Here is a 15,740-nt window from a genome sequence, read left to right as displayed (position 1 = left end):
GCGAGCCTTTTCAGCATGCCGAGCCTGGCTTTGACCCTTGATCAGGCCCTGGCCCTGGCCGGTCGTGAAGCCCCAAACCTGATGGCGCGCGCCGCCGAACTGGATGCCGCACGCCAGGCCGCAGTGCCTGCGGGCGAGCTGCCCGATCCGAAGCTTCTGCTGGGCTTACAGAACCTGCCTATCGAGGGCGAGGCGCGCTGGCGCCTGGATGCCGAGCCCATGACCATGGGCATGCTCGGCGTTATGCAGGAGGTGCCTAACCGGGCCAAGCGCAGCGCCCGAGTGGCACTGGCCCAGGCGGGTATCGATTCGGCCGCGGCGCAGGTGCAGATCGAGCGCCTGCAGGTGCAGCGGCAAACCGCCCAGGCCTGGATCGCCGCCCAGGCCCTGGAACAGCGCCTGCAACTGTTCCAGGGTTTCTACGAGGAAAATCGCCTGCTTGAACGTGCGGTGCAGGCCCGCCTGGCTGCCGGCCTTGGGCAGAGTGTCGACAGCCTGGCCGCGCGCCAGGAAGCCCTGGTGCTGGCCGAGCGTGAGGACGAACTGCAGTTGCAGCGCAGCCAGGCGCGCGCCGTTTTGCGCCGCTGGGTCGGATCGGCGGCCGATGAAGCCTTGGTGGGACAACTGCCCGATTGGCCAGTGGAGGTGAGCCGTTACCAGCATGCCTTGCAGCAGCACCCCGAATTACAGGCCTTCGCCCCGCAGACCCGTGAGGCCGAGGCACGGGTGCGTTTGGCTGAAGCTGACAAGCGTCCCGACTGGAGTTGGGAGCTGGCCTATCAGCAGCGCGACCGTGCCTTCGGCGACATGCTCTCGCTGCAGCTGAGCATCGATCTGCCGGTATTTGCCGGTAGCCGGCAGAACCCGCGGATTGCCGCCCAGCGTGCCGAGTTGCTGGCCCTTGAGGCCGAGCGCGAGGCACTGTGGCGCGAGCATGCCACGCAGTTGGCGGTGGAATTGGCCGAGCATCGACGCCTGCAGCGCGCCTTTGAGCGCAGCCGCGACAGCCTGCTGCCCCTGGCCGAGGAGCGGGTACGCCTGAGCCTGGCCGACTATCGCGCTGGCAGGGGTGAGCTGGCCACGCTGATCGCCGCCCGCCGCGAGCAAGTAGAGGCGCAGCTGCGCCATCTGGATTTCGCCGAACAGCGGGCGCTGGTCAGTGCGCGCCTGCATTTTGCCTATGCCACCAACCTGGAGAGCGGCCAATGAGCCAGCGAGTGATCAAGTCCATGGGGCTGGTTGCCCTGATCGTTGCGGGTGCGGCCCTGGGTTACTGGGTCGGGCGTCAGGACCATGCCATGCCGAGCCAGCCCAGCACCGAGAGTGAACGCCAGGTGCTCTATTGGTACGACCCCATGTACCCGCAGCAGCGTTTCGACCAGCCGGGCAAGTCACCCTTTATGGATATGCAGCTGGTGCCGCGTTATGCCGATAGCGGCGCCAACAGCGAGCCGAGTACGGCCATGCAGGTCGACCCCCGGCTGACCCAGAACCTCGGCATGCGCCTGGTCACTGTGCTGCGTGGGCAGCTGGCCAACGAGTTGGATGCGGTCGGTACCCTCGGCTATGACCAGCGCGCCGTGGTGCTGCTGCAGGCGCGCAGCGCCGCTTTCGTCGAGCGGGTATATGAGCGGGCACCCGAGGATCTGCTGGCAGCCGGCACGCCCCTGGTCGACCTGCTGGTGCCCGAGTGGCTGGCGGCCCAGGAAGAGTATCTGGCGCTGCGCAGTCTTAACCAGCCGCAGCTACTGGCAGCGGCGCGTCAGCGCTTGCAACTGGTCGGCATGCCGGCGGCCTTGGTCGCTCGGCTCGAGCGCAGCGGCCAGGTCCAGCGGATCTGGACGGTGACCAGCCCGATTGCCGGGGTGCTGCAGGAGCTGCAGGTGCGCGAGGGCATGACCCTCAGCGCCGGGCAGAGCCTGGCGCGAGTCAATGGCCTGGATCGGGTCTGGCTGGAAGTGGCGCTGCCCGAGGCGCAAGGCAGCGGGATTGAGCCCGGGCAGCCGGTCGAGGCCCTGTTGCCGGCGCTACCCGGCGAGGTGTTGGCCGGACGCATCGAGGCCATTTTGCCCGAAGCCAATCTGGACAGCCGCACCTTGCGTCTGCGGGTGGTGCTGGATAATCCCCAGGGGCGCCTGCGCCCCGGTATGAGCGCGCGGGTGCGCTTGGGCCAGACGGCCGCTGCAGAGACTCTGCTGCTGCCCAGCGAGGCGGTGATCCGCAGTGGTCGGCGCAATCTGGTGATGCTGGCCGAGGGCGAAGGGCGCTACCGGCCCCAGGAAATTCGCACCGGGCGTGAGCAGGGCGAGCGCATCGAGGTGCTGGAAGGCCTGAGTGAGGGCCAGCAGGTGGTCGCTTCCGGGCAGTTCCTGCTCGATTCCGAGGCCAGCTTGCGCGGCATGCTGGTGCAGGAACTGGGCGCACCGGCGACCGAGGTCAAGCTGCAGGAAGCACTGCATGAAGCCGAGGGGCAGATCGACGGCATCGAAGACGATGGCGTGATGCTCACCCATGGGCCGTTCAAGACCCTGGGTATGCCGGCTATGAGCATGCTGTTTCCGGTCGCCGATGAGGCGCTGCTGGAAGGTTTGCAAGCCGGCGACCGGGTGCGGGTCGGGGTGCGCGCCGATGACGAGGGTATGCGCATCGAGCGCATCGAGCGCCTGGCACCCGTGCCCGAGGACAACCACCGCCATGACGGCCATCGGGAGGCACAGCCATGATCGCCGCGCTGATTCGCTGGTCTCTGGCCAACCGCCTGCTGGTGCTGCTGGCCAGCCTGTTCGCCACCGCCTGGGGCGCCTGGTCGGTGCAGAACATCGCCATCGATGCCTTGCCGGATCTGTCCGATACCCAGGTGATTATCCGCACGCCTTATGCAGGGCAGGCCCCGCAGATCGTCGAGAATCAGGTCACCTATCCGCTGGCCAGCGCCATGCTCTCGGTGCCAGGAGCCAGCACGGTGCGCGGCTTTTCCTTCTTCGGTGACAGCTTCGTGTATGTCCTGTTCGAAGACGGCACCGACCTCTACTGGGCGCGCTCGCGGGTGCTGGAGTACCTCAGCCAGATCCAAGAGCGCCTGCCGGCCGGGGCCAAACCGGCCCTGGGGCCGGATGCCACCGGAGTCGGCTGGATCTACCAGTACGCCCTGGTCGATCGCAGCGGCCAGCACGACCTGGCGCAGCTGCGCGCCCTGCAGGACTGGTTCCTCAACTTCGAGCTCAAGGCCCTGGCCAATGTCGCCGAGGTGGCGAGCATCGGCGGCATGGTCAAGCAGTACCAGGTGCTGCTCGACCCGATCAAGTTGGCCAGCCGCGGCATCAGCCAGCAGCAGGTGGCGGCGGCCATCGGCGCGGCCAACCAGGAAAGCGGCGGCAGCGTGCTGGAACTGGCCGAGGCCGAATATATGGTGCGCGCTTCCGGCTACCTGCAGAGCCTCGCGGACTTTCGCGCCATTCCCCTGCGCCTGGATGGCGGCGGGGTGCCGGTGACCCTGGGCGAGGTGGCGCATATCCAGCTCGGCCCGGAAATGCGCCGCGGCATCGCCGAGCTGGACGGCGAGGGCGAGGTGGTCGGCGGTGTGGTGATCCTGCGCAGCGGGGCGAACGCGCGCAGCACCATCGACGCGGTCAAGCGCAAGCTCGACGAGCTGCAGGCCAGCCTGCCCGAGGGTGTGGAGATCGTCACCACCTACGACCGCAGCCAGCTGATCGACCGCGCGGTGCGCAACCTGGGCGAGAAGCTGGTGGAGGAATTCATCGTCGTGGCCCTGGTGTGCCTGGCCTTTCTCTGGCACCTGCGCTCCTCCCTGGTGGCCATCGTCTCGCTGCCGCTGGGGGTGCTGATCGCCTTTATCGTCATGCAGCAGCAGGGCATCAACGCCAACATCATGTCCCTCGGTGGCATCGCCATCGCAATCGGCGCCATGGTCGACGCGGCCCTGGTGATGATCGAAAACGCCCACAAGAAGATCGAACACTGGCACTCCGCTCATCCAGGACAGGAACTCAAGGGCGAGCGGCACTGGCAGGTGATAGGTGCGGCGGCGGTGGAGGTGGGCCCGGCGCTGTTCTTCAGCCTGATGATCATCACCCTGTCGTTTATCCCGGTGTTTACCCTGCAGGCCCAGGAAGGTCGCCTGTTCGGCCCGCTGGCTTTCACCAAGACCTACGCCATGGCCGCCGCCGCCGGGCTGTCGGTGACCCTGATACCGGTGCTGATGGGCTACTGGATTCGCGGGCGCATCCCGGACGAGCAGCGCAACCCGCTCAATCGTGGACTGATCCGCCTTTACCAACCGGCCCTGGAGCAGGTGCTGCGTTATCCCAGAGCGACCCTGGTGCTGGCCGTGCTGGTGTTTCTCAGCGCGCTCTGGCCGGCCAGCCAGTTGGGCGGCGAGTTTCTGCCGCCACTGGACGAGGGCGACCTGCTGTATATGCCCACGGCACTGCCGGGACTGTCGGCGCAGAAGGCTGCGCAGTTGCTGCAGCAGAGCAACCGCATGATCAAGACGGTGCCCGAGGTGGCGCGGGTGTTCGGCAAGGCCGGGCGCGCCGACAGCGCCACCGACCCGGCGCCGCTGGAGATGTTCGAAACCACCATCCAGTTCAAGCCGCGCGAGCAGTGGCGCGCCGGCATGACCGCGGAAAAACTGGTGGAGGAGCTGGACCGCGCGGTGCAGGTGCCGGGCCTGGCCAACCTGTGGATTCCGCCAATCCGCAACCGTATCGACATGCTCGCCACCGGCATCAAGAGCCCGATCGGGGTCAAGGTCGCCGGCAGCGACCTGGCCCAGATCGACGCCGTGACCCAGGCGGTGGAGCGGGTCGCGCGCACAGTGCCCGGGGTCGGTTCGGCGTTGGCCGAACGCCTGACCGGTGGCCGCTATATCGACATCGACATCGACCGGGTGGCGGCCGCCCGTTATGGCTTGAATATCGCCGAAGTGCAGGATCTGGTGGCCGGGGCCATTGGCGGGATGAATGTCGGCGAAACCGTGGAAGGCCTGGCGCGCTTCCCCATCAACCTGCGTTACCCGCGCGAATGGCGCGACTCCCTGAGCCGTCTGCGCGAGCTGCCGATCTACACCCCGGTGGGCAGCCAGATCACCCTCGGTACGGTGGCGCAGATCGGCATCAGCGACGGCCCACCCATGCTCAGGAGCGAGAATGCGCGGCCCTCCGGCTGGGTCTATATCGACACCCGCGGACGGGACATGGCTTCGGTGGTACATGACTTGCGCCAGGCCATCGCCGAACAGGTGCCTCTGCAGCCGGGCATGAGCCTGAGCTTCTCCGGCCAGTTCGAGTTTCTTGAACGGGCCAATGCGCGGCTCAAACTGGTGGTGCCGGCGACCCTGCTGATCATCTTCGTGCTGCTCTACCTGTGCTTCTCGCGCTTCGACGAGGCGCTGCTGATCATGGCCACGCTGCCGTTCGCCCTGACGGGTGGCATCTGGTTCCTCTACTGGCTGGACTACAACCTGTCGGTGGCCACCGGGGTGGGCTTTATCGCCCTGGCCGGGGTGGCGGCGGAGTTCGGCGTGATCATGCTCTTGTACCTGCGCAACGCCTGGGCCGAGCGCCAGGCGGCGGGGCAGAGCAGCCCGGCGGCCCTGCTGGAGGCGATTCGCGAAGGCGCGGTGCAACGGGTACGGCCCAAGGCGATGACGGTGGCGACCATTATCGCCGGTCTGTTGCCGATCCTGCTGGGCAGTGGCAGTGGCAGCGAGATCATGAGCCGCATCGCTGCGCCCATGGTCGGCGGCATGCTCAGCGCGCCCCTGTTGTCGCTGCTGGTGCTGCCGGCGGCCTATCAGTTGCTGCGCCTGCGCGAGTTGCGGCGCCAGACAAAGGGTGAAGGCGAAGCGGCTCGATCAGAGGTGCTATAACAGAACAGTAGGGCGGGTGAAACCCGCCAGGGCACAGGCGCAGCTAAAGGCTTGGCGGGTTGCCCCCGCCCTAAGAGGTTGGAAAACGCGAAAGCGCTGCAAGCCAGGAGGGCGGCCCCGGATTGCGCTGGGGCTTATCCGGGCTACGGTGTGCGCTTGTGTAGGGTGAACATGGCGAAGCCTTGTCCACCGCTGGCTGCCCAATGGCGGACAAGCCTTCGGCATGTCCTCCCTACGACGTCGTAGATATTGCGCAGGAACATAAGGTCCACGAAACCGCGTTGTTTGTAGGAGCGGCCTTGGCCGCGATGAGCGATTACGCCCAGGTCAGCGCACAGCACCGTAGGTTGGTGCTGAGCCTGCGAAGCTCAACGAGTTCGGCGCGGAATTTCCGCGCAGGGCATGGCAAGGGCTATGAATTATCGATTGTGCCCGGAGCCTGGTGGCGACTTATGGCAGCTCCATGGTTCACGAGAGGCATTGTCTTTCAGGTTCTGATCGACAAAACGGTAGTGACCTTCCTTGAAGTGCGTCCACCAGTCATGACTGACCTCGATGGCGTACTTTGTCAGGACTTCCTCAATGCAGTCCAGGCAGATTCGGGTCGCGTCATAGGCCATGTCGAGGCGTCCCTTGCTGTCATCGAAGGCGACGCTGGCGAGGCCATACAGCTTGTCGATCTCGGCAATTGCCGCATCCAGTTTTTCCCGCTCCGTGGGTTCGAGCTTCAAGTGACGGGTTACCAGATTGGCACTGGAGACGCCCAGCCGGTTTGCTTCTTTCATGGCGGCTTTCCTTCTGTTGGCACAATGGGAAAACAATGGGGAAGCAGTCGACTGGCCCATCGCTTGATTACAGGGTGCTGCTCAGTTGGCGACCCAGGTCACGCCGTTGGGCCCGCGCCCGGTGGCGTAAGTCGTAATGACCTTGCCTGCTTGCAGGTCGATCACCGACAGGCTGTCGTCATAAATATTGGTGATGAATGCAAAGCGGCCGCTGGCGTCCACCGTGACGCCATGGGCGCCCTGGCCCACCTGGTAGGTGGCGACGACTTCAAGACGATCGGTATCGATCACCGATACGCGATTGTCCGGTGCGGCCTTGCTGCCTTCATTGGCCACCAGCACCAGGCGTCCGTCTGGCGTGGCATGCACCTGAATCGGCGACCGACCGACCGCCACTTTCGCCAGCACCTTGCGGCTTTGGCTGTCGATTACCGCGACACTGTTCTCGTCGCGTAGCGATACGAATACGCGCTTGCCATCGGGGGTAAAGCCCACCTGCACCGGCGCCTTGCCAACCGCAATGCGGGTGACCTCCTGGCGTGTGCTCACATCCAGCACCGATACGCTACCGTCCTGTACGTTGGCGACGTAGAGTTCCTTGCCATCGGGGCTAAGACGCAAGCCGTGGGGGGATTTTCCGGTGGCGATGCTGGCGATGTTCTTGCGTGTTTGCAGGTCGATTACCGAGACGGTGTTGGCGCCGGCGTTGGTGACGAATGCATGGCGACCGCTCAGGTCGCTGACCACATGAGCCGGATGAGCCCCGACGGCAATTTCTGCCAGCAGCCCCTGCTGAAAGTCATCGATCTGGAACAGCTGCAGGAAACCTGGCGTGGCTTTCTTGCCGTGCCCGTGATCAGCGCCGCTGCGCTCACCCACTGCCATCAGATAGCGACCATCGGCGCTGACCTGGACATTGTGGGGAGAAATACTCAGATCCAGCGACAGACGCTGACCATCCTCAAGCAGGATGCGGGTCAGCGAAGCCCCGTGTTCGTCGGCGCTGAAAACCTGGCCGTCTGGATTGGCCTGGACTGAGGCGAGGGTAAGAGTGCAAACCGTAGCCAGCAGCCATTGCGGGCGCAAAGCGCGCGTCCAGATGGTAGAGGCTTTCTTTGCTTGTGGCGGCCCCTGGCAGACCTGTGCGCTGTTGCTCGACCAGCAAGTGAGCCGATCAGCAATGGCGCGGATGAGTGAAAAACGGTGCATGGTAAAACTCCTGAATAAGTTGAAGGCGCGTCGTAATGCCGAACCACAGCACAAGGGCTCCTACAGGCTTGATGCCCCCAAAGAACCGCAGCCGATCAGGGGGCAACAGACCCTAGGAGGCAGCCCATAGGCGAGAAACCAGCTTTCGCGCGATTACGACTTTGGCATCCACCAATAGCGGGTGGATGCCCTTCGTAGACCAGGCAGCCTGGCTTCACTGCCCGTGCTGCATGCTCTGGCCTTCTATCATTTGCTCCATCATCTGCATCATGCCCTGCATGTTTTCGTGCATTTCCTTCATGCACTGCTGTTGGGCGCCATCGTCCTTGGCCATGGGGCACTGACTGTTCTGCATGCCTTGGCGCATGGTGCCCATTTTTTCCTGCATGGCCTTGTGGTGTTCGGCGCGGATTTTCTGCTTTTCCTCCGGGGTTTTGGCGGCGTGCATCTGCTGCATCATCTCGTGCATCTTGCCCATGTCCATGCCGCCCATCATGCCCATGCCTTGGCCTGCGGTGGCGGGTGGGGTGGCGGCACCTTGAGAGTGATGGGCCTCTTCGGCAAAGGCCGGGGCGGCCAGTAGTGCGCCGGTCAGGGCGAGGGCGGTCAGGGTCTTGTAGGTGAATGTGCTCATGGTGTTTCTCCTGCTGGGTTTTATTGGGTTTTGTGAATAGCGCTCAAGGAGGCTCGCTTGAGCTGTAGGGAATTGACGATCACCGACAGCGAGCTGGCGGTCATGGCGATCACGCCGATCATTGGATGGAGCAGGCCGGCCGCGGCGATGGGAATGGCGGCGACGTTGTACGCGGAAGCCCAGATCAGGTTTTCGACGATCTTGCGGAAGGTCAGGCGCGACAGCTGCGCTGCTTCCACCAGACCCATCAGGCGGCCGCCGATAAGGATTACGTCGGCGGCCTCCATGGCCACGTCGGCGCCACTGCCAATGGCGATGCCAATGTTGGCCTGTTTCAGCGCCGGGGCGTCGTTGATGCCGTCGCCGACCATCGCCACCCACTGGCCGTATTCGGCCTGCAGCTGGCGAATCACCTCAACTTTGCCGCTGGGCAGCACGCCCGCATGCACCTTGTCGATGCCCACTTGGGCGGCGATATGGGCGGCGGCGCGCGGGTTGTCGCCGGTCAGCATCACGGTCTGGATGCCCAGGGCACGCAGTTCGGCGATGGCGGCCTGGGCATCCTCCTTGAGGCTGTCTGCCACCGCTACTACGCCGATCAATTGCTGCTCGCGGGACACATAGAGGGCGGTCTTGCCCTGGTTTTCCAGGGTTTCAAGCTGGCTGGCCAGGGCGGCGGTGTCCACCTGGCATTCCTGCATCCAGCGCGCATTGCCGACGCGGATCAACTGGCCGTCCACCTGGCCCTGCACGCCCAGGCCGTTGAGCGCCTGGAAATCGCTGAGCGCTCCCAGTTCCAGGCCGAGTTCCTTGATGCGCTCGACCATGGCCTGGGCAATCGGGTGTTCGGAGCCGTATTCCACGCTGGCCGCCAGGCGCAGCAGCGCCTGCTCGTCAACACTGGCGCTGGGCAGGCAGTCGGTAACCACCGGCTTGCCCAGTGTCAGGGTGCCGGTCTTGTCCAGCACCATCACCTTGATGTCCTTGAACATCTGAATGGCCGTGCCGGAACGGTAGAGAATGCCGCGCTCGGCGCCGCGGCCAGCACCGACCATCAACGCGGTTGGAGTGGCCAGGCCGAGGGCGCAGGGGCAGGCGATTACCAGCACCGCGACTGCCGACAGCAGCCCCACCAGCCCCGGCGAAAGCTCGGGGTTGACCCAGGGCAGCCAGGTCGCGCCCCATACCAGCACGCCGCGCAGCGACTCGCCCCAGACCAGCCAGACCACCAGACTGGCCAGGCTGATCAGTAGCACCAGGGGCACGAAGCGCCCGGTCACGCGGTCGGCGAATTCCTGGATCGGCACCTTGGAGCTTTGCGCATGCTCGACCAGATCGATCACCTGGGCGAGGAAGGTGTCCTGGCCGACCTTGGTGGCGCGCACGGTCAGCAGGCCTTCCTTGTTCAGGGTCGCGCCTATCACCGCATCGCCTGGGCCTTTCTCCTTCGGCAGCGATTCGCCGGTGGCCAGGGACTCGTCGATATGGCTGTTACCCTCGACCACCTCGCCGTCGCTGGGCACCTTCTCGCCGGGGCGGACCAGCATCAGGTCGCCGACCACCACGGCTTCGATTGGCACCTGCACTTCCTTGCCGTCGCGCAGCAGAACCGCACTCTTGGCCCCCAGTTCCAGCATTTTGCGGATGGCCTGGGAAGCGCGGCCCTTGGCGCGGGCCTCCAGATAGCGGCCGATCAGGTGGAAGGTGGTGATGGTGGCGGCCATCTCGACGAAGGAGGTCATGGGGTAGAAGAACCCCACCAGGCCGATAAAGTAGGGCGGCAGGCTGCCCAGGCTGATCAGCACATCCATATTGGCGGTGCGGTTGCGCAGCGCCTTCCAGGCCGACACATGGGTGCTGGCCCCGGCGATAAACACTGGGATGGCGGCGAGCACCACCACGATGGCCAGGTAGCCGGGCACCGCTACGCCGGCCATGGGCAGGGCCATCAGTAGCATGATCAGGGTTGCCGGTACGCCGGCTATCCACATGCGCCGCCAGGCGTCGCGCAGGTACTGCTCTTCCTCTTCGGCCCCTGTGGGTTCGCCTGCAGTGCTGGCCAGCACCGCCTTGGCCACCTGGTAGCCGGCCTGTTCCACGGCCTGCTGGAGGGCCGCCAGGCTGGTCTGCTCGGCATCGAATTCGATGCGTACCTTGTGGCTGGCGATGCTGGTGCTTAGTTCGGCGATGCCGGGCAGGCGCTTGAGCGACTGGCTAACCAGCCCGGCGCAGTGGTCGCTGCCCATACCGGGCACTATCAGTATCGCGCTTTGCCGCTTGGGGCTGGGTTCGGCTGCGTTCATGGCTGTTGCTCCTTGCTTGCGGTGGAATTGCTCAAATGCGGGATAAAGGCCGGCACCCGTGCTCGGTAGGCGTGCCAGCGGGCACCGAAGGTGGCTTCGGCCCAGCGTTCTTCCTGGCGCGCCAGGTGTGCGTACATCAGCAACAGCACTGGGAACATCAGCAAAGTCAACAGGGTCGGCCACTGCAGCAGAAAGCCCAGCATGATCAACACGAAGGCGACGTACTGCGGATGACGGATGCGCGCGTAGGGGCCACTTTCGGCCAGCTCGCCCGTCTGCTGGGCGTGATAGAGCACGCGCCAGGCCGTGGCCAGCAGCCAGAAACCGGCGAAGATCAGCAGGTTGCTGAGGATATGCAGCGCACCGAAATGCGGATCGCCTTCGATGCCCAGCAGGCTGTTCCACAGATGGCCGGCGTTGTGCGACAGCGGATCCAGTTGCGGGTAGCTGCTTTGCAACCAGCCGGCCAGCAGGTAGAGCGTCAGCGGAATGCCGTACATCTCGACGAACAGCGCGACGATAAAGGCGGCGAAGGTGCCGAAGGTGCGCCAGTCCCGTGGGCTGTTCGGCTTGAAAAAGCTGAAAGCGAAAATGATAAACACCAGTGAATTGATGATCACCAGGCCCCAGAGGCCGTAGGCCGAGGTTGTATGTTCCATATGATGTTGCCTCCTGATCAGTGGTGGTCGTGCGGGCCATCTTTATCCCGACCATGACCGCGGTGCATAAACACATGCATCAGCGGGCACAGCAGCAGGATCAGATAGGGCAGGGCACCAAGCAGATGGGCCTCATGCTCTTCCCAGAGGAGGAACAGGGCGATGGCGGCGAAAACCACCAGTGCAGGCCAGAAGCGCCAGGGGTTGTTGGCTGCTGGGGCGCTATGCGGGTCATGGGGCATGTTGGCACTCTCCAAAAAACCGAGGGGCGCAGCGCTATGCACGGCGTGGGCCGGCGCAGCGCGGCTGCGGGTTTTAGCGGGGGAGAGTGGCGCTATTCGTTATAGCGATGCAGCTGCTTGCGAATGGGCGCGGGTAGGCCGGGGCTGAATAAGGGTATGCGCAGCAAGCGGCCGCTGCGCCGCTGCAGATCGCTGAACAGGCCAAGGCTGCCAGCCAGGGCGAACAGGGCGGTCAAGGCCAAGAGCGTGAGCAGTTGCTGGTTGAGCGGCGCGTTCTGCACGGCGCTGCAGCTATCCGCAGTGCTGTGATCATGGCTGGCATGCTCGTGGCCGCTGTAGGAGACGACCTCGGCGGCGTCGTGGGTGTGGGCGCTAGCGACTTGAATATGGGCGAAGGAGCAGGCGATAAGCAGCACACACCAGAGCGCCAGCAGATTTCTGCTGAATGCTCTATAGCGGCTGCGCATCGCCTGGATCATGGGATTTGGTTTCCGTGCCTATTGAATACTGACGCTTTGATTAAGGCTTAGTTGCAGCCATGCGCAATTGATTCAGATCACGGTTTTAGCAAATCGCTATTGCGGGCGTGCAACGCCACTCTGTGAAGTGGGGCCAGCCGCTCAGCGCGCCACGCTGACTCCTTCCAGATTGGCGAAGGAGGTGTCCTTGGCGGTGAGCAGGAAGTCGCGCATAAAGGGTGCATCGAGCATATCGGTGCGGATGCCGGCGTACAGGGTGGCGAACAGGCCCTTGTCGCCCAGGCGCTTGGCCGTCACATAACCGCGTGAGCTGTATTCGTGCAGCGCCCAGTTGGGCAGGCCGCAGACGCCGCGGCCGCTGGCCACCAGTTGCATCATCATCACTGTCAGTTCGGAGGTGCGCACTTGGGCCGGCTCGATATCGTTGGGTTCGAGAAAGCGCGTGAAGATATCCAGGCGGTCGCGTTCCACCGGGTAGGTGATCAGGGTTTCCGTGGCCAGATCCTGCGGCTGGATGAAGGCCTTGTGCGCCAGGCGGTGCTGATTGGCCACGGCCAGCATCGCCTCATAGGTGAACAGTGGCACGTAGGTGATGCCGGCCAGCTCGATGGGATCCGAAGTCACCACCAAGTCCAGATCGCCTCGGGCCAGCGCGGGCAGCGGGGCGAAGGAGAAGCCCGAGGCCAGGTCCAGTTCCACTTCCGGCCAGGCATCGCGGAACTGGTCGATAGTCGGCATCAGCCACTGGAAGCAGCTGTGGCATTCGATGGCCATGTGCAAGCGGCCAGCGGTGCCACCGGCCAGGCGCGCCAAATCACGCTCGGCGCCGCGCAGCAGCGGCAGGGTGGCGTCGGCCAGTTGCAGCAGACGCAGGCCGGCGCTGGTGAAGCGCACGGGTTTGGTCTTGCGCACGAACAGCTGCAGACCCAGGCGTTCTTCCAGCTCCTTGAACTGGTGCGAAAGGGCCGACTGGGTCAGGTGCAGGCGTTCGGCGGCCTCCACCAGGCTGTCGGTTTCGCGCAGGGCGTGCAGGGTTTTCAGGTGGCGTAGCTCGAGCATGGCGGGTCTCTGCGAGGGTTTCACTCATCCAATGCCAGAGCTGGATGAAAATGGTTCATACAGCCTACATGAGTAAATCTTTAGATCAAGACGAAAATCTTGAGTTTGTCTCACTCGGTGTCGATGCCGAGAATGGCGCCATCTCGATTGATTCTGGAGTTTCACGACATGGCCCTGTCCCATTCCCTCGGTTTCCCGCGCATCGGCCGCGACCGCGAACTGAAGAAAGCCCTCGAAGCCCACTGGCAAGGTGAGCTGGACGAAGCCGGCTTGCGCGCCGTCGGCCAGCGTCTGCGCGCCGAGCACTGGCAATTGCAGAAGGATGCCGGCATCGATCTGCTGCCGGTGGGTGACTTCGCCTGGTACGACCAGGTGCTCAGTCATTCGCTGGCCTTTGGCGTCATCCCCGAGCGTTTCCGTCCGGCTACCGGCAAGCCGACGCTGGACACTCTGTTCGCCATGGCGCGTGGAGCCGTTGCAAACAAGAGCAGCGGTACTTGCTGCGGCGGTGCTCATGCTCAAGAGATGACCAAGTGGTTCGATACCAACTACCACTACCTGGTGCCGGAATTCAGAGAGGATCAGCAGTTCGCCCTGAGCTGGGAGCAACTGTTCGAGGAAGTGGCTGAGGCGCATGCTCTCGGGCACAAGGTCAAACCGGTGCTGATCGGACCACTGACTTACTTGTGGCTGGGCAAGGTCAAGGGAGGCGACTTCGACAAGCTGGAGCTGCTCGAAAGTCTGCTGCCGGTCTATGGCGAGATCTTCCAGCGTCTGGCCGCGCAGGGCGTGGAATGGGTGCAGATCGACGAGCCGATTTTGGTGCTGGATTTGCCGCAAGAGTGGAAGAACGCTTTCGAGCGCGCCTACAACCTGATCCAGCGCGAGCCGTGCAAGAAGCTGATCGCCACCTACTTTGGCGGCCTGGAAGACAACCTCGGTCTGGCCGCCAACCTGCCTGTAGATGGCCTGCATATCGACCTGGTACGTGCGCCGGAGCAGTACCCGACCATTCTCGACCGTCTGCCGGCTTATAAAGTGTTGTCGCTGGGCGTGGTCAACGGGCGCAACGTCTGGCGCTGCGATCTGGAGAAAGCCCTTGAGGTGCTGCGCCACGCTCACGAGCGTTTGGGCGACCGGCTGTGGGTCGCGCCGTCCTGCTCGCTGCTGCACAGCCCGGTGGACCTGATGCGCGAAGACCAGCTCGATGCCGAGCTGAAAGGCTGGCTGGCTTTTGCCGTGCAGAAATGTCAGGAGGTCGCATTGCTCGGTAAGGCCCTGGAGGTGCCGGAAGACGCTTCTGTGCATGCCGCCTTGCAAGCGAGCCGCTCAGTACAGGCTGCTCGTGCGGCTTCAGGGCGTATTCACAAACCCGAGGTGCAGGCCCGTCTGGCGGCGATTCGTCCGCGTCATGCCCAGCGCCAGTCGGCGTTCGCCGAGCGCATCGAACAACAGCGTGAGTGCCTGCAACTGCCATTGTTGCCGACCACGACGATAGGCTCCTTCCCGCAGACCTCGGCCATCCGTCTGGCGCGGCAGTCGTTAAAGCAGGGCAAGCTCAGTGCAGCCGAGTACACCGAGGCCATGCACAGCGAAATTCGCCAGGCGGTACAGGTGCAGGAGCGCCTGGGGCTGGACGTGCTGGTGCATGGCGAGGCCGAGCGCAACGATATGGTCGAGTACTTTGCCGAACAACTCGATGGCTATGCCTTCACCCGCTTCGGCTGGGTGCAGAGTTACGGCTCACGTTGCGTCAAACCGGCGGTGATCGTTGGCGACCTGAGCCGACCCAAGGCCATGACGGTGGAATGGATCAAGTACGCCCAGGACCTGACCGACAGGGTGATGAAGGGCATGCTGACCGGCCCGGTGACCATGCTGATGTGGTCGTTCCCGCGTGAGGACGTGTCACGCGAGGTGCAGGCCAGGCAACTGGCGCTGGCGATTCGTGACGAGGTGGTGGACCTGGAGGCAGCCGGCATCAAGATCATCCAGATCGACGAGGCCGCGTTCCGTGAGGGCTTGCCGCTGCGTCAGGCCGCCTGGCAGCACTACCTGGACTGGGCCACCGAGGCCTTCCGTCTGACCGCCAGCGGCGTGCGTGACGAAACGCAGATCCACACCCACATGTGCTACAGCGAGTTCAACGATGTGATTGAGTCCATCGCGGCGATGGATGCCGACGTGATCACCATCGAAACCTCGCGTTCGGACATGGAGTTGCTGGAGGCCTTCGAGAAGTTCGCCTACCCGAACGAAATCGGCCCGGGTGTATACGACATCCACTCGCCACGGGTGCCGGACAGCGCCGAGATGGCCAACCTGCTGCGCAAGGCGGCGCGGCGGATCCCGCTCGAACGTCTGTGGGTCAACCCCGATTGCGGCCTGAAAACCCGCGCCTGGCCGGAGACCGAGGCAGCGCTGGTGAATATGGTGGCGGCCGCCAGGCAGTTGCGGGCCGAGCTGGCCTGATTCCCCGG

12 protein-coding genes are annotated in these 15,740 nt (G+C 64.3%); 4 read left to right on the top strand and 8 right to left on the bottom strand.

The genetic code is table 11. The annotated features are described in order from the left end of the window. Positions 1-15: 15 nt before the first annotated feature. From N5J71_RS03035 to N5J71_RS03025, 3 genes are read left to right on the top strand one after another with little or no spacing between them, the layout of a single operon-like run. Positions 16-1,209, top strand: coding sequence for a TolC family protein (locus N5J71_RS03035; RefSeq protein ID WP_055986551.1), 1,194 nt, complete (start codon positions 16-18; stop codon positions 1,207-1,209). Next, complete coding sequence (locus N5J71_RS03030) at positions 1,206-2,723, top strand: efflux RND transporter periplasmic adaptor subunit (protein ID WP_055986548.1); 1,518 nt, start codon at positions 1,206-1,208, stop codon at positions 2,721-2,723. The genes N5J71_RS03035 and N5J71_RS03030 overlap by 4 nt, the downstream gene beginning before the upstream one ends. Further along, positions 2,720-5,890: an efflux RND transporter permease subunit gene (locus N5J71_RS03025; protein ID WP_055986545.1), complete on the top strand. Its 3,171-nt coding sequence runs from the start codon at positions 2,720-2,722 to the stop codon at positions 5,888-5,890. Before N5J71_RS03030 ends, N5J71_RS03025 begins: the two co-directional genes overlap by 4 nt. Positions 5,891-6,309: 419 nt before the next feature. Here the strand turns inward: N5J71_RS03025 and N5J71_RS03020 are convergent, their stop codons facing one another. From N5J71_RS03020 to metR, 8 genes are all read right to left on the bottom strand, one after another. Further along, positions 6,310-6,675: a hypothetical protein gene (locus tag N5J71_RS03020; protein WP_055986542.1), complete on the bottom strand. Its 366-nt coding sequence runs from the start codon at positions 6,673-6,675 to the stop codon at positions 6,310-6,312. 81 nt (positions 6,676-6,756) lie between these two features. Next, entirely contained in the window at positions 6,757-7,884 is a 1,128-nt protein-coding gene (locus tag N5J71_RS03015) for a YVTN family beta-propeller repeat protein (protein WP_082469403.1), read from the bottom strand. A gap of 214 nt (positions 7,885-8,098) precedes the next feature. After that, positions 8,099-8,518 (bottom strand): hypothetical protein, encoded by a 420-nt coding sequence (locus tag N5J71_RS03010; protein ID WP_055986539.1) that lies wholly within the window; start codon positions 8,516-8,518, stop codon positions 8,099-8,101. Between the two features lie 20 nt (positions 8,519-8,538). Further along, a complete protein-coding gene (locus N5J71_RS03005) occupies positions 8,539-10,821 on the bottom strand; it encodes a heavy metal translocating P-type ATPase (RefSeq protein ID WP_074856793.1) in 2,283 nt (760 codons plus the stop codon). Then, positions 10,818-11,480 (bottom strand): methyltransferase family protein, encoded by a 663-nt coding sequence (locus tag N5J71_RS03000; protein ID WP_055986532.1) that lies wholly within the window; start codon positions 11,478-11,480, stop codon positions 10,818-10,820. Before N5J71_RS03000 ends, N5J71_RS03005 begins: the two co-directional genes overlap by 4 nt. 17 nt (positions 11,481-11,497) lie before the next feature. Continuing rightward, on the bottom strand, positions 11,498-11,722 hold the full coding sequence (locus tag N5J71_RS02995; protein WP_055986529.1) for a DUF2933 domain-containing protein: 225 nt from the start codon (positions 11,720-11,722) through the stop codon (positions 11,498-11,500). Positions 11,723-11,814: 92 nt separating this feature from the next. Next, a complete protein-coding gene (locus N5J71_RS02990; RefSeq protein WP_055986526.1) occupies positions 11,815-12,201 on the bottom strand; it encodes a hypothetical protein in 387 nt (128 codons plus the stop codon). A gap of 141 nt (positions 12,202-12,342) precedes the next feature. After that, the gene (gene metR / locus N5J71_RS02985) at positions 12,343-13,260 is read right to left on the bottom strand and encodes a transcriptional regulator MetR (RefSeq protein ID WP_279916263.1); all 918 of its coding nucleotides are present in this window, start codon (positions 13,258-13,260) and stop codon (positions 12,343-12,345) included. Positions 13,261-13,428: 168 nt separating this feature from the next. On the opposite strand from metR, the gene metE reads away from it, so the two are divergent. Beyond that, entirely contained in the window at positions 13,429-15,732 is a 2,304-nt protein-coding gene (gene metE / locus N5J71_RS02980) for a 5-methyltetrahydropteroyltriglutamate--homocysteine S-methyltransferase (RefSeq protein ID WP_279916262.1), read from the top strand. Positions 15,733-15,740: the final 8 nt, after the last annotated feature.

Origin of the sequence: Ectopseudomonas oleovorans (genome assembly GCF_029845265.1) — a bacterium.
GTDB classification, from domain to species: Bacteria; Pseudomonadota; Gammaproteobacteria; order Pseudomonadales; family Pseudomonadaceae; genus Aquipseudomonas; species Aquipseudomonas oleovorans.
This window is presented reverse-complemented; position numbering and strand designations above follow the sequence as displayed.